The sequence below is a fragment of the Allobosea spartocytisi genome (genome assembly GCF_014764685.1).
In the GTDB taxonomy this organism is placed as follows: domain Bacteria; phylum Pseudomonadota; class Alphaproteobacteria; order Rhizobiales; family Beijerinckiaceae; genus Allobosea; species Allobosea spartocytisi.
This window is the reverse complement of record NZ_JACXWY010000003.1, coordinates 133,365-150,441: the sequence shown is the minus strand read 5'-3', so window position 1 is coordinate 150,441 and position 17,077 is coordinate 133,365. Positions and strand designations below refer to the sequence as shown.

Here is a 17,077-nt window from a genome sequence, read left to right as displayed (position 1 = left end):
GACGCAGTCGTTCCTCGTCTGTTCTTGAAATATTGCCGACTCGGCGTATAATAAATCGACCAAGCGCCTCGTGCGCGAGGCGTAGTGGTTGGATGATCTTCACCGATGGAGGTGATCATGTTGACCGCGAATACGAACATCAGACGGTCGCAGGACTGGCTAAACCTGATCCTTGCCGCGCTGCTGTTCTTCTCACCCTGGTTCATGGGCTTCGTCGGCGACTTCATGCCGACGCGCAATGCCTGGATCGTCGCCGTGGTGCTCGCCCTGGTCGCGGTCGCCGCGCTCACGGCCTTCGCGGAGTGGGAGGAATGGCTGAACCTGGCGCTAGGGCTCTGGCTGGTGGCCTCGCCCTGGATGCTCGGCTTCACCGGCAATCCCGCCGCCTTCCGGACGCATATCGTCCTCGGTCTGCTGACCGCGGCGGTTTCGGCCTGGGCGGTCTGGGATTACCATCACGAGCCGCACGCGACGGCCTGAGGAGCTTCGTGCTCTTCCTGGCGGATACTGGCCCCTGCGCGGTCTAATTCCGCAGCGCGCCGGGGCCGGCCACTGCCGCCGGAGGGCATTTGCCCGAGATGATCATGCCCAGCACTTCGTCCTGGGTGATTTCGGCCGTGCGGGCCGTGCCGACGACCTTGCCGTTCTTCATCACCGTGACCCGGTCGGCGAGATCGAAGACATCATGCAGGTCATGGCTGATCAGGAAGATGCCGATGCCCTGTTTCTTGAGCTGCAGGATCAGTTCGGCCACCTGCTTCGTCTCGGCGGGGCCGAGCGCGGCGGTGGGCTCGTCCATGATCAGCACGCGCGCGTTGAAATAGATCGCGCGGGCAATCGCGACCGATTGGCGCTGGCCGCCGGAAAGCGCCTTCACCGGCTCCTTGAAGCGCCGGAAATGCGGGTTGAGCCGCCCCATCACCTTGCGGGTCTCGGATTCCATCGTCGCATCGTCGAGCGTGCCCCAGCCGGTCAGCAATTCCCGGCCGAGGAAGATATTGGCGGCGGCGTCGACATTGTCGGCGAGCGCCAGCGTCTGGTAGATCGTCTCGATGCCGTAGCGCTTGGCGTCACGCGGGCTCGCGACCGTCACCTCCTCGCCATTCACCCGGATCGTGCCGGCATCGGCCCGGTAGGCACCGGACAGGATCTTGATCAGCGTCGACTTGCCGGCGCCGTTATGGCCGAGCAGCCCGACGACCTCGCCCGGCATCAGGTCGATGCTGGCGCCGTCGACCGCCTTGATCCCGCCGAAGGCGATCGAGACGTCGCGCATCTCGATGAGAGGGATGCCCTGGCCAGGATGGGTGTCGGCGAGATCGGCCGGCTCTGCGATGCTCATCGGCGCCTCCTCACCCCAAGCGCTTGCGATAGAGCCCGTCGAGCCAGACCGCGATGACCAGGACGATGCCGACGACGATGTTCTGCAAGGGCGCGTCGACGCCGATCAGCACCATGCCTGATTGCAGCGACTGCATCACCAGCGCGCCGAGCATCGCGCCCACGATGGTGCCGACGCCGCCGGCGAGCGAGGTGCCGCCGATCACCGCCGCGGCGATGACATAGAGCTCGTCGAGCGAGCCGGCGGCATTTGTCGCGGCGTTCAGCCGGGCCGTGGAAATGCAGGCGGAGATGCCGACCAGCGCACCCATCAGCCCGAAGACCAGCATCAGCACCTTGCGGGTGTTCACGCCCGAGAGCTGCGCCGCCTCCGGATTGCCGCCGATGGCGAAGACATAGCGGCCGAAGCGCAGACGGTTGGCGACGAAGGTCATGGCGATGCCGACGCCGAGCGCGACCAGCACCGGCACGGCGAGCCCATGGCCGATGGTGAGCCCGCCCTCGGGCCAGATGCCGCCCTTGGCCTCGACGAGGCGGCGCGCGATGCCGGCCGGAAGAGCATAGGAATTCGCCATCGTCACGGTCGCGATCACCGCGCCGCAGCCGAGGGCGGCGATCAGCGCTTCCGCCCAGAGCGGGCGCAGGGTGAAGCCGAAGCGCTTGCGCCGGCGCCGGATCAGCGCGGCGGCGACGCAGATCGCGATGCAGGCCAGGATGCCGATCGCCCAGGAGGCGCTGGTGCCGATGGCGCCTTCGACGCCGCCGCCGAGCGGTCGGAAACGCGAATCCATCGGCGCGATGGTCTGCCCCTGTGTCACCCACCAGGCCGCGCCGCGCCAGATCAGCAGCCCGCCCAGCGTCACGATGAAGGAGGGGATGGCGAGATAGGCGATCAGCGCTCCCTGCAGCAGCCCGACCATGCCGCCGAGGCAGATGGCGACGATCAGGCTGACCAGCCAGGTCAGCGGATGCTCGAAGCCCCAGAGGCCGGGCAGGAGCCTGACCTGCACCAGCCCGACCACCATGCTGACGAAGCCGAGCATGGAGCCGACCGAGAGGTCGATGTTGCGGGTCACGATGACCAGCACCATGCCGCAGGCCATCACGGCGATGGAGGAGGTCTGGACCAGGAGATTCCAGAGATTGCGCGCGGTCAGGAAGGCGCCGTCCGAGAGCCAGTTGAAGCCGAGCCAGATCACGGCGAGCGCCGCGACCATGCCGATCATGCGCGGATCGAACTCGATCTCGCGCAGATGGTCGGCGAGGCTGCGGCGCTCCTGCGCCGGGTTGACCGGCGCCGAAGTGGATTCAGTCACAGGCCTTGACCTTGCCGGGCGCGACGCCCTGGCAGACCGCCGATTTCGGCGCCCAGCCGGCGTCGATCACGACGTTGAGGTTTTCCTTCGTCACCGGCACGGGCGTCAGGAACAGCGCGGTCATCTTCTGCTTGGACGGTCCCTGGTCCCAGCTCATCGATTTCGGAATCTCGGAAAGCTTGCTGCCGCCGGCGAGCTTGATTGCGATCTCGGCGGCGTTGCGGCCAAGCTCGCGCGCATCCTTCCAGATCGTCACGGTCTGGGTGCCCAAAGCGACGCGGTTGAGCGCGGCGCGATCCGCATCCTGGCCGGAGACCGGCACCGAGCCGGCGAGCCCCTGCGCGTCCATCGCCGCGATGGCGCCGCCGGCCGTGCCGTCATTGGCGGCGATCACCGCATCGACCTTGTTCTGGTTGCGCGTCAGGATCTGCTCCATGTTGCGCTGGGCATTGGCGGGCAGCCAGCCATCGGTGAAGGCTTCGCCGACATTCTTGATCTTGCCGCTATCGATGGCGGGCTTCAGCACCTCGATCGAGCCCTGGTAGAGGAAGCCGGCATTCGGGTCCTGGCTCGAGCCCTTGATGAAGACGTAATTGCCCGCGGGCTTCGCCTTCTGGATCTCGCGCGCCATCATCCGGCCGACCTCGACATTGTCGAAGGTCAGGTAGAAGACCTGCGGGATCTCGATCAGCCGGTCATAGCCGACGACGCTGATGCCCTCGTTCACCGCCTTCTCGACGGCGGGACGGATGGCCTGCGCGTCCTGCGCCAGGATGATCAGCGCCTTGGCGCCGCGGGAAATCAGGCTTTCGACATCGGTGAGCTGCTTGGCGGGGGAGGATTGCGCGTCGGCGGAAAGATAGGTGCCGCCGACCTTCTCGATCGCGGCCTTGATCGCGGCCTCGTCGGTCTTCCAACGTTCTTCCTGGAAATTCGACCAGCTGACCCCGACGACGGGGCCTTTCGATTGCGCGAAGGCGCCTGCATGAATGGACATGGCGGCAACGGCGATGCTCGCCGCAAGGACGAAACGCTTCATCACTGACCTCCTGAGCTTCCTCTGCCGCAGACTCTCAGGCTTCTCCGAGCCTCCAGGGCGTCCGGCCCATGAAGCTCAGCCCAGTGCCAACGGGCTGTCAAGCAGACTAAGGGAGGTCTGACGAAGCGTCAGGTGACGCGCTTGTCCGCGGAGTCGCAGAGGTCGTTCTGGATGCAGCGCCCGCATTCGGGCCTCAGCGCCTTGCAGGTGTAGCGCCCGTGCAGGATCAGCCAGTGATGGGCGTGGCGGCCGAATTCCGGCGGCACCGCCTTCTCCAGCCCGAGCTCGACCTGCAGCACGTTCTTTCCCGGCGCGATCCGCAGCCGGTTGGCGACGCGGAAGACATGGGTGTCGACGGCATGCGTGGTCTCGCCGAAGGCGATGTTGAGCACCACATTGGCCGTCTTGCGGCCGACGCCGGGCAGGCTTTCCAGCGCCTCGCGCGTGGCCGGCACCTCGCCGCCGAATTCGGCGATCAGCTTCTCGCTGAGCGCGATCACGTTCTTCGCCTTATTGCGATAGAGCCCGATCGTCTTGATGTGCTCGCGCACCGTCCCCTCGCCCAGCGCCAGCATCTTCTCCGGCGTGTCGGCGATGGTGAAGAGCTTGCGCGTCGCCTTGTTGACGCCGGCGTCGGTCGCCTGCGCCGAGAGCACCACCGCGACCAGCAGGGTGAAGGCGTTCACCGATTCCAGCTCGCCCTTCGGCTCGGGATTGGCCGCCCGGAAACGCTCGAAGATCTCGCGGATCTCGGCCGGCTTGCGGGCGCGCGGTAACGTGATGCGCTTTGCGGGCGCGGCCTTGCGCAAGGGCCTGTTCTGCTGATCCATGCCCGCGTTATAATCCGCCGATGGACCTCGACAAGAGCCTCGTCGACGACAGCAGCGACGCCGCCCGGCGCCCGGTCTTCGACGCGACCATCACACCGCATCGCTCGCTCGGCCAGCACGGCTTCCGCATCGTGATGACGCTGGTCTGTCTGGCGAGCGTGGTTTCGTCCATTCCCTTCGTCGTGCTCGGCGCCTGGCCGGTCGCCGGCTTCTTCGGCATCGACGTTCTCGCGCTGTTCATCGCCTTCCACGTCAATTTCCGTCATGCCCGCGCCTTTGAGCGCATCGTCGTGACGCCGCTCGAGGTCTTCCTGCGCAAGGTCTCGCATCATGGCCGCGAGGCGGTCTGGCGCTCCAACCCGGCCTGGACCCGGCTCGAAAAACAGGCCGACGAGGATTACGGCCTGCTCGGCCTCACGCTCGTCTCGCGCGGGCGCAGCGTCCCGGTCGCCGCCGCGCTCTCGCCGCAGGAGCGGGCGGGCTTCGCCGATGCGCTCGGTGCGGCGCTGGCGCGGGCGCGGCGCGGGCCGGATTATGATCCGCCTCGGTGAGGTTCGGCTGCCGGAGCTTGTCAGCTTTCGGGTGGGAGCGGCATGGTTGGCGCCCTAGATTCGCATCATAATGACAGATGCGAGGATTTAGCCATGAACGCCCAGGCCCCGATGAAAACGGCGATGACCCCGACGCGCTTCTCCAATGCGGTGTTGTCCCGCGCGGCCGAAGCCATGCCCAACGAGGCGGATTTCCCCGCCGCGGCACCGGGCTCGGACTACGACACCGTCCGGCGCATCCTTTCCTTCATCACCCATAACTGGCGCGAGCAGCCGACGATCGAGGCGATCGCGGATGCGGCCGGCGCGACGCCGACCGATGTCCACCATCTCTTCCGGCGCTGGTGCGGGCTCACCCCCAAGGCCTTTTTGCAGGCGATCACGCTCGACCATGCCAAGGGCCTGCTGGCCTCCTCCGCCAGCGTTCTCGACACGGCGCTGGAAGTCGGGCTCTCCGGTCCCGGCCGGCTGCACGATCTCTTCGTCACCCATGAGGCGATGTCGCCCGGCGAGTGGAAGCTCGGCGGCGACGGGCTGAAGCTGTCCTACGGCTTCCATGCCTCGCCCTTCGGCGAAGCGCTGATCGTGGTCACGGATCGCGGCCTTGCGGGTCTGGGTTGGGTCTCCAACAGCATCGACGGCGGCAAGGTCGTCGGCGGCCGGGCCGAGGCTCTGGCCGACATGATGCGGCGCTGGCCCCATGCCGATTACCATTACGACCCCGCGCTGACGGCGCCCTATGCCGGCCGCATCTTCGATCCCAAGGCCTGGGCGGCCGAGACGCCGCTACGCGTCGTGCTGATCGGCACGGATTTCGAGGTGCGGGTCTGGGAGACGCTGCTCAGGATCCCGGTCGGCTGCGCCACCACCTATGGCGATGTCGCCAGCCATATCGGCAAGCCGAGCGCGGCGCGCGCCGTCGGCATGGCGGTCGGCAAGAACCCGATCTCCTTCGTCGTGCCTTGCCACCGCGTCATCGGCAAGTCGGGAGCGCTCACGGGCTATCACTGGGGGCTGACGCGCAAGCGCGCCATCCTCGGCTGGGAGGCGGGGCAAGCCGCCGCCGGCTGAGCCCCGCTACGGGCGCAGATACATGTCCCAGCAGGGCGCGAGCGCGATGCGTTCGCGCCCTTCGAGCGCCTTGCCGAAATGCTCGCGCAGCATGGCGCGGGCCGTGGTCGGCGGGCATTTCGGCGCCAGGATGGCGTCCGTGCGTGCGAGTTCCGCGAGCGTATCGGAGTCGAGTTCGGGCGTGCTGCGACCGGGATCGGCACCGACCGGCACGGCGCGCGGCGGCGTGCGGTAGAGCAGGCGGTTCATCGGATCGACGAAGTCGAGGGTGAAGAAGCCGTTGAGCTTGCGCCGGTTCGCCGCCTCCCAGCTCCGGATGGCGCGCACGGCCTGCTGCACTTCCAGCAGCCAGGTCGCCTGATAATCGATCTCGGAATAGAGGATATAGGACGGCGGCAGGTCGCGCCGGACGAGATCGTCATAGGTCGCCTGATGGGTCGCATAATGATCGAGCATCGCGGCGGCTCGCGCCTTGATGTCCGGCTTCACGCTGACGCGCCCGAGCGGGCCGAGTTCGGGCAGGTCGAGCGCGGCATAGCTCGGCGCGCCCAGTAGGGCCCGCATGCTGCGCTCGACATAGATCACCGCCGTCGGCAGGCTCACGGCGAGCGCCAGCACCAGCACCAGCGGGCGCATCGGGTCGTCGCGGCGCTGCCACCAGTCGCGGAGCAGGGTGAGCAGGATCGGCCAGAGCCCGATGAATTCGAGCGAGCCGGTATTCTGCGTCTCGAAGAAGGTCAGCGCCGCGAATCCCGCTGCGAGCCAGCCGAGGGGGCTGTTGGCCAGCGCCCGCCAGCCGGCGAGGGAGGCGGGGAGGCCGCTCCGCCAGGATGCGAGGGCGAGCGCTCCGAGCAGCAGCAGCACCGGGCCGACCACGTTGAACTTGACCGAGGCGACGGTGAGGAAGCGCGGCAACAGCGCGCCGGTGTTGAGGCCGAGCAATTGCAGGATGTCGGCGAGATAGGCCGAGACGATGCCCGTCGCCAGCTCGAGCCCGGCCAGTGCCGCGATGACGAGGCCGGCGGCGATGGCGACGTCGAGCAGGCGCATCCGCCCGGCGACCAGCGCATAGCCGACGATGAGCGTGCCCGTCACCGCGCCGGTGATCTTCACGAGGAAGAGGCTCAGCATCAGCGCGGCGACGAGGCCGATCCGCAAGGCGCGATGACGCGCGAAGAGCAGCGTCGCGATCAGCAGGTAGAGCAGCAGGCTGACATGGCGGTTGTAATAGCCGTAGCCGTCGAAGCCGGGCGATGGGTAGAGCGCGTGCAGGTTGATCGGCAGCGCGGCGAACATCAGCAGCGGCAGGAGCAGTGCGAGCGCCTGTCCGCGCGCCCTTGGCGCGAGATCGACCATCAGCAGCGCGGTGAGCGGCAGCAGCACCGGCAGCAGCGCCCAGTTGACCAGCAGCATCGGCTGCGCGGCCGGAAAGAGCGCATCGAGCCCGGCGGCGAGATAATAGCCGAGCGGCCCGACCGGCGCGAAGAAGTCCAGCCCCGGCGCCTGCCCGACATGGATGCGCTGGATCGCGTCGAGATAGACGACTGTGTCCCAGGCATTCGGGCCGAGCGGCACGCGCAGCGGCAGGTTCAGCCCGGCGATGACCGCGACGACGAAGGCCGCGATCCAGACGAGAGGGTTGCGCAACAGGCGCCCGGCGAGGTTGCCGCCCTCGCCGCGGGGGAGCCCGGTCCTGATGTCGCCCACCGCCAACGCCAACCCTCCTGGTCGCGCGCTCTCTGACAGAAAAACCTTACCAGCAAGCTGACGCGGTTGCCGACACTGCCCCCTGCCGGCCGAGGTTATGGCCTCAAAGCAGCCCGCGCTTCGCGAGATGGCGCATCAGATGCGAGGCGCCATAGGTCCAGGGCTCGCATTCATCCGTGCGCTTCATCCGGTTGACGAGGCTGCCCAGTTCGGGCGCCGCGATGGTGACGATATCCCCGTATTTATGGGTGAAGCCGCCGCCCGGCGCACCGCGATCCTTGATCGGCGCGAACATGGTGCCGAGATAGAGCGCCGCCCCGTCCGGATACTGGTGATGCGGGCCGATCATCTGCGCCGCCAGATCGGCCGGGTCGCGGCTGATCTTGGCGATCGAGGAGGAGCCTTCGAGCGTGAAGCCGTCCTCGCCCGCGACCGTCAGCGTCACGGTCGTCCTGCGGACATGGTCGAGCGTGAAGCCCGCGTCGAAGAAGCGGATGAAGGGGCCGACCGCGGCCGCGGCATTGTTGTCCTTGGCCTTGCCGAGCAGCAGCGCCGAGCGGCCCTCGACATCGCGCAGATTGACGTCGTTGCCGAGCGTTGCGCCGACGATCGTGCCGGTCGAGGCGACGATCAGCACGATCTCCGGCTCCGGGTTGTTCCAGCTCGAAGCCGGATGCAGGCCGGCATCGACGCCGGTCCCGACGGTCGACATCGCCGGCGCCTTGGTGAAGATCTCGGCGTCCGGGCCGATGCCGACCTCGAGATACTGGCTCCAGGCGCCCTGCTTGATCAGCACCTCCTTGAGATGCATCGCCTCGGGCGAGCCGGGCTTGAGCTTGGACAGGTCGTCGCCGATGAGCTTGCCGATCTCCTCGCGGATCGTCGCAGCGGCGGCCGGGTTGCCGCGCGCCTTCTCCTCGATCACGCGCTCCAGCATCGAGACGGCGAAGGTGACGCCGGCGGCCTTGACCGCCTGCAGGTCGAGCGGCGAGAGCAACCAGGGCTTCGAGGGGTCGCGCCTATCCACGGGCGTGTTCGCCAGGATGTCGGCGAGCGAGGCGATCGCCTCGCCCTCGACCGCGCGCAGCGCCTTGGCGGGATCGGTCGATTCGCACAGATCGCGGCTGGTCGGGAAATGGGCGCTGACGTCGATCACCCGCCCGTTGCGGACGGTGACCACCGCCGGGCCACCGAGATCGGGCCGCCAGACCCGGCCGGCCAGGACGGCGGTTGCGGCATCCTGCGGCAGGGTCGCTGCGACGGAGAGGTCGAGATCGGGCATGGCGTCGTCCAGGAGAGAAATCGTTCGGGAGCCGGAGAACAGCCGCTTATGCGCAAATGCGCAAGCCGGTTCGCGACCATAGGTGGATTGCGCCGGGCGTCATCGATTTGTCATTGAAATGTCGCCCGCGCTTCATGCTAGCTTGCGCACCAACGACAAGAACCGCGGCGGGGTCCGCCCGCGGAAGGGAGATCGACCCATGAGCATCAAATCCCGTATCCTGATGAGCGCGGCGGCGTTCGCGCTCGCCGGTGCTTCGCCGGCTTTCGCCCAGACCGAGATCCAGTGGTGGCACGCGCTGACCGGCGCCAACAACGACGTCGTCGTCAAGCTCGCCAATGATTTCAATGCCTCGCAGAAGGAATACAAGGTCGTTCCGGCCTATAAGGGCTCCTACCCCGACGCGTTGAACGCCGGCATCGCCGCCTTCCGCGCCGGCCAGGCGCCCCACATCCTGCAGGTCTTCGAGGTCGGCACCGGCACGATGATGTCGGCCAAGGGCGCGATCAAGCCGGTCCATGAGATGATGAAGGAAGCCGGCGAAAAATTCGATCCGAACGCCTATCTCCCGGCGATCAGCGGCTACTATTCGACGGCGAAGGGCGAGATGCTCTCGATGCCGTTCAACTCGTCCTCGATGGTGATGTGGTACAACAAGGACGCCTTCAAGAAGGCCGGCCTCGACCCCGCCAAGCCGCCGAAGACCTGGCCGGAGGTGTTCGCGGACGCCAAGAAGCTCAAGGCCGCCGGCTACGACAAATGCGGCTTCTCGAACGCCTGGGCGACCTGGGCCAATATCGAGCAGTTCGGCGCCTGGCATAACATTGCGCTGTCGACCAAGGTCAACGGCATGGCCGGCACCGATGCGGTGATGACCTTCAACAAGGACCCGGTCTTCCTCAAGCACTGGACCAATCTGGTCGAGCTGCAGAAGGACAAGACCTATGACTATTCCGGCCGCACCAACAATGGCGAAGGTCGCTTCACCTCGGGCGAATGCCCGATCTTCCTGACCTCCTCGGGCTTCTATGGCAACGTCGTCGCCAATGCGAAGTTCGACTGGGGCAACGCCCCGATGCCGTACTATCCCGACGTGCAGGGCGCGCCGCAGAACTCGATCATCGGCGGCGCCTCGCTGTGGGTGATGGGCGGAAAGTCGGCGAACGAGTACAAGGGAGTCGCCAAGTTCTTCACCTTCCTCTCCGACGTCGACCGCCAGGCGAAGCTGCACACCGAGTCGGGCTATCTGCCGATCACCAAGGCCGCTTATGAGAAGGTCAAGGCGTCCGGCTTCTACAAGGACAAGCCCTATCTCGAGACCCCGATCCTCGAGCTGACCAACAAGACCCCGACCGACAACTCGAAGGGCCTGCGCTATGGCAGCCTCGTCCAGATCCGCGACATCTGGTCGGAGGAGCTGGAGGCGGCGCTGAACGGTCAGAAGTCGCCGCAGGCGGCGCTTGACGCGGCTGCCGAACGCGGCAACCAGATGCTGCGCCAGTTCGAGCGGACCGCGGCCCGCTGAGCGGTCGGCGCTCGCATATCCAAGGCCATCCCGGACAGATTCCGTCCGGGATGGCCGTCTCGTTCCAGGGAAGCCGATGCAGAAGAACGCATACTTCAAGGGGCTGACGATCCCCTTCCTGCTGCTTCTGCCGCAGCTCGCGATCACCATCGTGTTCTTCTACTGGCCGGCGACCCAGGCGGTCTGGCAGAGCTTCCTGCTCGAGGACGCCTTCGGCACCGCGACGCAATTCGTCTGGTTCGAGAACTACCAGACCCTCTTCGCCGACCCCGGCTACCTCCGGGCCTTCTTCAACACGCTCATCTTCTCGACCTTCGTCTGCGTGTTCTCGCTGTCGATCGCCCTTCTTTTCGCCGTCATGGCCGACCGGCAGATCCGCGGCGCCGAAATCTACAAGACCTTGCTGATCTGGCCCTATGCGGTGGCGCCCGCCATCGCCGGCGTGCTCTGGCTCTTCATGTTCGATCCCTCGCTCGGCATGCTCGGGCGCGGCCTGCAATCCCTGGGCATTGCATGGAATCCGCGGCTCAACGGCAACCACGCCATGCTGCTGGTGATCCTGGCCGCCACCTGGAAGCAGATCAGCTACAATTTCCTGTTCTTCCTCGCCGGCCTGCAGTCGATCCCGAAGAGCGTGATCGAGGCGGCGGTGATCGACGGCGCCAAGCCGATGCGCCGCTTCTGGACCATCGTCTTCCCGCTGCTCTCGCCGACGACCTTCTTCCTGCTTACGGTCAACATCGTCTACGTCTTCTTCGACACCTTCGGCATCATCGACTCCGTCACCGGCGGCGGCCCCTCGGGCGCGACCGAGACGCTGGTCTACAAGGTCTTCGCCGACGGCAAGGGCGGCTCCAATCTCGGCGGTTCGGCGGCGCAGTCCGTGGTGCTGCTGGTCATGGTCATCGCGATGACGGCGGTCCAGTTCAAGTTCATCGAGCGCAAGGTGAGCTACTGATGGCCTCCGTGCTCTGGATGGACCTGACCGCCGAGGAGTTGCGGGCCAAGGCGGCGGTCGATGCCGTCGTCGTCCTGCCGGTCGCCTCGATCGAGCAGCACGGCCCGCATCTGCCCGTCGGCGTCGACACGGTGCTCTGCGGCGGCGTCTGCAAGGCGGCGGCCGAGCGCGCTGATGATGTCGAGCTCGTCGTCGCGCCGACGCTCTGGTGCGGCATGGCCGAGCACCACATGGCCTTCGGCGGCACCTTCACCTTCGACATCCCGACCTATCGCGCGGTGCTCCTTTCGCTGCTGAAGAGCATCGAGCGCCATGGCTTCCACCGCGTGCTGATCGTCAACGGCCATGGCGGCAACATTGCCGCGCTCACCGCCTTCCTGCCCGACTTCGCCCGCGAGACGCGGCTGCATGTCGAGGCGACCACCTATTTCCTGCTGGCGCAGGACGCGCTCCCGTCGCTGCTGGAAGACCAGCAGGGGGTGCAGCACGCCTGCGAGGTCGAGACCTCGATGATGATGGTGCTGGCGCCAGGCTCGGTCCGCGACGACAGGCTGGGCGAGGCTCACGGCGCGCGCGACGGCCTGCCCGGCCGCCCGACCGTGTCGCGCCACCGTTCTTTCCGGGACATGACCGAGACCGGCGTGATCGGTGATGCCCGCCGTGCGAGCGTGGAAAAGGGCCGGGCCTGCCTCGATGCCTGCGCCGAGGCGCTGGCCGGGCTCTTGCGCGAGATGGGGAGGGCCGCCTGATGGTCGAGGACCGCCGCCTGGGCGACATGCTCGCCTACATCATCCTGACGATCGGTGTGCTGATCGTCGCCTTCCCGGTCTGGTTGACCTTCGTCGCTTCGACCTGGGACGCCTCGACCGTGATCAACGGCCATATGCCGCTCTATCCCGGGCCCTATTTCTTCGAGAACTACAACCGCATCCTGTTCATCGGCACGTCCAGCACCACGCGCGAGCCGGTGGTGCACATGCTGCTGAACTCCTTCATCATGGCGATGGCGATCGCGCTGGGGAAGATCTTCATCTCCGTGCTCTCGGCCTATGCGGTGGTCTATTACCGCTTCCCGTTCCGCATGACGGCGTTCTGGATCATCTTCGTCACGCTGATGCTGCCGGTCGAGGTCCGTATCTTCCCGACCTTCAAGATCGTCTCCGATCTGAACATGCTCGACACCTATCAGGGCCTCGCCATCCCGCTGATCGCTTCTGCGACCGGCACGCTGCTCTTCCGCCAGTTCTTCATGACGATTCCCGACGAATTGCTCGAAGCCTCCAAGATCGACGGCGCGGGCCCCTTCAAGTTCTTCAAGGACACGCTGCTGCCGCTCTCGATCACCACGATCGCGGCGCTCTTCGTCATCCAGTTCATCTATGGCTGGAACCAGTATCTCTGGCCGCTTCTGGTGACGACGAAGGACTCGATGCAGACCATCGTCATCGCCATCAAGAAGATGATCGTCACCGCCGACGCCCTGACCGAATGGCAGCTCGCCATGGCCACCGCCATGCTGGCGATGCTGCCGCCCGTCTTCGTCGTCATCGCCATGCAGAGGCTCTTCGTGAAGGGCCTCGTGGAAACCGAGAAGTAATCCGCGAATGGCTCAGGTCACTCTCAGCAACGTCAAGAAGGTCTATGCCGGCGGCGTCGAGGCCGTGAAGGGCGTCTCCTTCGACATCCCCGATGGCGGCTTCTGCGTGCTCGTCGGCCCCTCCGGCTGCGGCAAGTCCACGCTTCTGCGCATGGTCGCCGGGCTGGAGACGATCTCGTCGGGCGAGGTCACGATCGGCGAGCGCGTCGTCAACCAGATCGAGCCGGCCGACCGCGACATCGCCATGGTGTTCCAGAACTATGCGCTCTACCCGCATATGAACATCTACGACAACATGGCCTACGGCCTGCGCAACCGCGGCACGCCGAAGGACGAGATCGACAAGCGCGTGAAGGAGGCGGCTCGCATCCTCGCGATCGAGCCCTTCCTCGAGCGCCGGCCGCGCCAGCTCTCCGGCGGCCAGCGCCAGCGCGTCGCCATGGGCCGCGCCATCGTGCGCAAGCCGCAGGTCTTCCTCTTCGACGAGCCGCTCTCCAACCTCGACGCCAAGCTGCGCGTACAGATGCGCGTCGAGATCAAGAAGCTGCAGCGCGCGCTCGGCGTGACCTCGATCTACGTCACCCACGACCAGGTCGAGGCGATGACGCTCTCCGACAAGCTCGTGGTGATGAATGCCGGCCGGGTCGAGCAGATCGGCGTGCCGGCGGATGTCTATCGCAAGCCGGCGAGCAAGTTCGTCGCCACCTTCATCGGCTCGCCGCCGATGAACATCCTGCCGGGCCTCGTCGACGGCCACGGCATCGTCGCGCTGGGCGACACGGTGTTGCAGGTGCATGATTTGCGCGACGACCTGCCGCCGCAGATGCCGGTCGAGGTCGGCCTGCGGCCGGAGGATATCGAGATCGTCTCCGACGATGATGCCGGTTCGCTGCCCTTCGACGTCGAGTTCATCGAGGAGCTCGGTGCGACCCAGCTCTTCCACGGCAAGCTCGCAGGCCAGCCCTTCGTGATGCAGGCGGCGACGGGCGACGTCCCGGCGCAGGAAGGCCGACTCTGGATCACGGTCGATCCCGGCAAGGTCCATGTCTTCGATCCGAAGACGGGCGTGCGGCTGGGGAAGGACTGAGCACGGCACAGCCGTCATGCTCGGGCTTGACCCGAGCATCTCATGACGCGGAGCTTCCGGAGTCTCGTCGTACCTGAGCTTCTCGGGTCTGCGCTGTGCTCCGCCCGAGAATGATGCCCTGTTTTAGGCCGCCAGATCGGCCACCAGCGCATCGAGCAGCAATGCGCCGTCCGGCGTTGCCGCGAGCCGGCCGCCTTGCCGGTGCATCAGCAGCTTCTCGTCGATCAGGCTGGCGATGCGCTTGGCGTTGAGTTCGCGTCCTGACAGCGCCTTGAACACCGTGGGATCGATCCCCTCGACGAGGCGAAGCCCCATCAGCAGGTATTCGTCACCCTGCGCCTCTTCGCCCAGCCGGTCATTCTCGACGAGCGCATGGCCTTCCGCCTCGACCCGTTCCAGCCAGATCTCGGGCCGCTTCTCGGTCGAATGCGCCATGCGGCCTTCCGCTGTCACCAGCCTGCCATGGGCGCCGGGGCCGATGCCGGCATATTCGCCATAGTGCCAGTAGACGAGGTTGTGGCGGCATTCCGCACCCGGCCGGGCATGGTTGGAGATCTCATAGACCGGCAGGCCGTGCTTGGCCGTGATCTCCTGCGTCGTCTCGTAGAGCGCGGCACCGGCATCGTGGTCGGGAATGGCGAGCTTGCCGGCCCGGAACAATCGCTCGAACGCCGTGCCAGGCTCGATCGTGAGCTGATAGAGCGAGAGATGCTCGGCCGCATGGCTGATCGCCAGTTCCAGCTCAGCGCGCCAAAGGGCCGGAGTCTGCAAGGGCGAGCGGGCATAGATCAGGTCGAAGGAATAGCGCTCGAAATATTGGCGCGCGATCGCCACCGCCGCCAGTGCTTCCTCAGCCGAATGCATCCGGCCGAGCGCCTTGAGATCGGCATCGTTCAGCGCCTGCACGCCGAGCGAGACGCGGTTGACGCCGGCCGCCCGGAAATCGCGGAAGCGCCCGGCCTCGACGCTGGTCGGATTGGCTTCGAGGGACACTTCGCAGTTGGAATCGACCGCCCAATGCTCGCCGATGGCGTCGAGGATCGCGCCGACGGTGCGGCCCTCCATCAGCGAGGGCGTGCCGCCGCCGAAGAAGATCGAGGACACCGTGCGGCCCGGCACCAGCGCGGCGCGATGCGCGATCTCGCGACGGAAGGCGGCGATGTAGCGGGCTTGGTCGGGTGGCTGCAGCCGGACATGGCTGTTGAAGTCGCAATAGGGGCACTTCGCCAGGCAGAAGGGCCAGTGCACATAGACGGCGAAGCCCGCATCCGCAGTCGGATGCAGGAGCGGCGGCCGCTCGGCGAGGGCGGCCGGGGCGCTCAACCCGGCTTCCTCAAGCAGGCGGCGGCGAGCGCATGGAAGGCGCGCGCGCGGTGCGACAGGCCGGGCGAACCGTCGGCCGGGATGCCGTGCTTCTCCTCAGCCGTCATCTCGCCGAAGGTCTTGTCATGGCCATCCGGCAGGAAGATCGGATCGTAGCCGAAGCCGCCCGCGCCCCGGATCCGCTCGGTGATCGTGCCGTAGACGCGGCCCTCGAACAATTCCTGGTGCCCGTCCGGCCAGGCGATGACCAGCGCCGAGACGAAATGCGCCTTGCGCTGCTCGGGCGCATGGGCGCCGCGCTTGGCGAGTTCCATCTGGACGCGGGCGATCGCCGGGGCGAAATCCTTGCCCGGCCCGGCCCAGTTGGCCGAGAACAGCCCGGGCGCGCCGTCGAGCGCGTCGATGCAGACGCCGGAATCGTCGGAGAGCGCGGGCAATCCACTCGCCTTGGTCGCGGCGATCGCCTTGATCGCCGCATTCTCCGAGAACATGTAGCCATCCTCGACCGGCTCGGGCAGGCCGAGCTCCCCGGCCGAGACCAGTTCGATGCCGTAAGGCGCCAGCAAGTCGCGCATTTCGCGCAGCTTGCCCTGGTTATGGGTCGCGATCACGACCTTGCCGGTGAGAAGGCGGTGGGTGGTCATCGTCAGGCCACCGCGGCCTTTTGCAGCGCGACGAGCTTGGAAACGCCGCCCTTGGCGAGCTTGAGCAGCGCGAGCAGTTCTTCTTCCGAGAACGGTGCGCCCTCGGCCGTGCCCTGCACCTCGACGAGGCCGCCGGAGCCGGTGATGACGAAATTCGCGTCGGTCTGCGCGCCGGAATCCTCGACATAGTCGAGATCGATCACGGGCTGCCCGGCGACGATACCGCAGGAGACGGCGGCGACATGGTCCTTCAGCGGATTGGTGCCCTTGAGCAGGTTGCGGCCTTCCATCCACTTCAGCGCATCGTGCAGCGCGACCCAGGCGCCGGTGATCGAGGCCGTGCGGGTGCCGCCATCGGCCTGGATCACGTCGCAATCGACGACGATCTGGCGCTCGCCGATCGCGGTCAGGTCGACCACGGCGCGGAGCGAACGGCCGACGAGGCGCTGGATCTCCTGGGTGCGGCCGGAGGGCTTGCCGGAGGTGACCTCGCGGCGCGTGCGCTCATGCGTGGCGCGCGGCAGCATCGAATATTCGGCGGTGACCCAGCCCTTGCCGGTGCCGCGCAGCCAGGGCGGACCCTTTTCCTCGACGGTCGCGGCGCAAAGCACCTTGGTCTCGCCGAACGTCACCATGCAGGAACCCTCGGCATAGCGCACCACGCCGCGTTCGAGCGTGACCTTGCGCATCTCGTCGGCGGCGCGTTTGGAGGGTCGCATGAAATGATCCTGTCTTGCGGGGAGAGGCGGCTTGTAGGCTCTCCCACGTCACCGGGCAAGGCAGGGCGAGCCATATAGCCCTCTTGA

At 66.7% G+C, this 17,077-nt stretch carries 17 protein-coding genes; 8 read left to right on the top strand and 9 right to left on the bottom strand.

Annotation, left to right across the window (positions count from 1 at the left end):
- Positions 1 to 117 precede the first annotated feature (117 nt).
- Positions 118 to 480, top strand: coding sequence for an SPW repeat protein (locus tag IED13_RS06080; RefSeq protein ID WP_038365186.1), 363 nt, complete (start codon positions 118 to 120; stop codon positions 478 to 480).
- Between the two features lie 43 nt (positions 481 to 523).
- On the opposite strand, the gene IED13_RS06075 is transcribed toward IED13_RS06080, so the two are convergent.
- The 4 genes from IED13_RS06075 to nth form a co-directional block, all read right to left on the bottom strand.
- On the bottom strand, positions 524 to 1,342 hold the full coding sequence (locus IED13_RS06075) for an ATP-binding cassette domain-containing protein (protein ID WP_191123679.1): 819 nt from the start codon (positions 1,340 to 1,342) through the stop codon (positions 524 to 526).
- A gap of 10 nt (positions 1,343 to 1,352) precedes the next feature.
- Positions 1,353 to 2,657 (bottom strand): sugar ABC transporter permease, encoded by a 1,305-nt coding sequence (locus IED13_RS06070; RefSeq protein ID WP_260368375.1) that lies wholly within the window; start codon positions 2,655 to 2,657, stop codon positions 1,353 to 1,355.
- A complete protein-coding gene (gene xylF / locus IED13_RS06065) occupies positions 2,650 to 3,696 on the bottom strand; it encodes a D-xylose ABC transporter substrate-binding protein (protein WP_142022343.1) in 1,047 nt (348 codons plus the stop codon). Before xylF ends, IED13_RS06070 begins: the two co-directional genes overlap by 8 nt.
- A 128-nt stretch (positions 3,697 to 3,824) precedes the next feature.
- On the bottom strand, positions 3,825 to 4,526 hold the full coding sequence (gene nth / locus IED13_RS06060; protein WP_191123678.1) for an endonuclease III: 702 nt from the start codon (positions 4,524 to 4,526) through the stop codon (positions 3,825 to 3,827).
- A 20-nt stretch (positions 4,527 to 4,546) separates the two neighbouring features.
- On the opposite strand from nth, the gene IED13_RS06055 reads away from it, so the two are divergent.
- Both IED13_RS06055 and IED13_RS06050 read left to right on the top strand, forming a co-directional pair.
- Entirely contained in the window at positions 4,547 to 5,077 is a 531-nt protein-coding gene (locus IED13_RS06055; protein ID WP_191123677.1) for a DUF2244 domain-containing protein, read from the top strand.
- A 174-nt stretch (positions 5,078 to 5,251) separates the two neighbouring features.
- The gene (locus IED13_RS06050; protein ID WP_191123813.1) at positions 5,252 to 6,148 is read left to right on the top strand and encodes a methylated-DNA--[protein]-cysteine S-methyltransferase; all 897 of its coding nucleotides are present in this window, start codon (positions 5,252 to 5,254) and stop codon (positions 6,146 to 6,148) included.
- 6 nt (positions 6,149 to 6,154) lie between these two features.
- On the opposite strand, the gene IED13_RS06045 is transcribed toward IED13_RS06050, so the two are convergent.
- Together IED13_RS06045 and IED13_RS06040 are read right to left on the bottom strand one after the other, a co-directional pair.
- Positions 6,155 to 7,861 (bottom strand): hypothetical protein, encoded by a 1,707-nt coding sequence (locus IED13_RS06045; RefSeq protein ID WP_191123676.1) that lies wholly within the window; start codon positions 7,859 to 7,861, stop codon positions 6,155 to 6,157.
- A 97-nt stretch (positions 7,862 to 7,958) separates the two neighbouring features.
- Positions 7,959 to 9,137, bottom strand: coding sequence for a fumarylacetoacetate hydrolase family protein (locus IED13_RS06040; protein ID WP_191123675.1), 1,179 nt, complete (start codon positions 9,135 to 9,137; stop codon positions 7,959 to 7,961).
- Between the two features lie 199 nt (positions 9,138 to 9,336).
- On the opposite strand from IED13_RS06040, the gene ugpB reads away from it, so the two are divergent.
- The 5 genes from ugpB (at position 9,337) to IED13_RS06015 (ending at position 14,304) form a co-directional block, all read left to right on the top strand.
- Positions 9,337 to 10,662 (top strand): sn-glycerol-3-phosphate ABC transporter substrate-binding protein UgpB, encoded by a 1,326-nt coding sequence (gene ugpB / locus IED13_RS06035; protein WP_112761522.1) that lies wholly within the window; start codon positions 9,337 to 9,339, stop codon positions 10,660 to 10,662.
- A gap of 76 nt (positions 10,663 to 10,738) precedes the next feature.
- Positions 10,739 to 11,620, top strand: a complete 882-nt coding sequence (gene ugpA / locus IED13_RS06030; RefSeq protein ID WP_038364681.1) for a sn-glycerol-3-phosphate ABC transporter permease UgpA — start codon at positions 10,739 to 10,741, stop codon at positions 11,618 to 11,620.
- The gene (locus tag IED13_RS06025) at positions 11,620 to 12,369 is read left to right on the top strand and encodes a creatininase family protein (RefSeq protein ID WP_191123674.1); all 750 of its coding nucleotides are present in this window, start codon (positions 11,620 to 11,622) and stop codon (positions 12,367 to 12,369) included. The genes ugpA and IED13_RS06025 overlap by 1 nt, the downstream gene beginning before the upstream one ends.
- Positions 12,369 to 13,217, top strand: a complete 849-nt coding sequence (gene ugpE / locus IED13_RS06020; protein WP_112761520.1) for a sn-glycerol-3-phosphate ABC transporter permease UgpE — start codon at positions 12,369 to 12,371, stop codon at positions 13,215 to 13,217. Before IED13_RS06025 ends, ugpE begins: the two co-directional genes overlap by 1 nt.
- Before the next feature lie 7 nt (positions 13,218 to 13,224).
- Complete coding sequence (locus tag IED13_RS06015) at positions 13,225 to 14,304, top strand: sn-glycerol-3-phosphate import ATP-binding protein UgpC (protein WP_191123673.1); 1,080 nt, start codon at positions 13,225 to 13,227, stop codon at positions 14,302 to 14,304.
- A 123-nt stretch (positions 14,305 to 14,427) separates the two neighbouring features.
- Here the strand turns inward: IED13_RS06015 and hemW are convergent, their stop codons facing one another.
- The 3 genes from hemW to rph are packed head-to-tail and all read right to left on the bottom strand — an operon-like array spanning position 14,428 to position 16,990.
- The gene (gene hemW, locus IED13_RS06010) at positions 14,428 to 15,627 is read right to left on the bottom strand and encodes a radical SAM family heme chaperone HemW (RefSeq protein WP_248312474.1); all 1,200 of its coding nucleotides are present in this window, start codon (positions 15,625 to 15,627) and stop codon (positions 14,428 to 14,430) included.
- Positions 15,624 to 16,271, bottom strand: coding sequence for an RdgB/HAM1 family non-canonical purine NTP pyrophosphatase (gene rdgB / locus IED13_RS06005; protein WP_191123672.1), 648 nt, complete (start codon positions 16,269 to 16,271; stop codon positions 15,624 to 15,626). Before rdgB ends, hemW begins: the two co-directional genes overlap by 4 nt.
- A 2-nt stretch (positions 16,272 to 16,273) precedes the next feature.
- Complete coding sequence (gene rph / locus IED13_RS06000; protein ID WP_112761518.1) at positions 16,274 to 16,990, bottom strand: ribonuclease PH; 717 nt, start codon at positions 16,988 to 16,990, stop codon at positions 16,274 to 16,276.
- Positions 16,991 to 17,077: the final 87 nt, after the last annotated feature.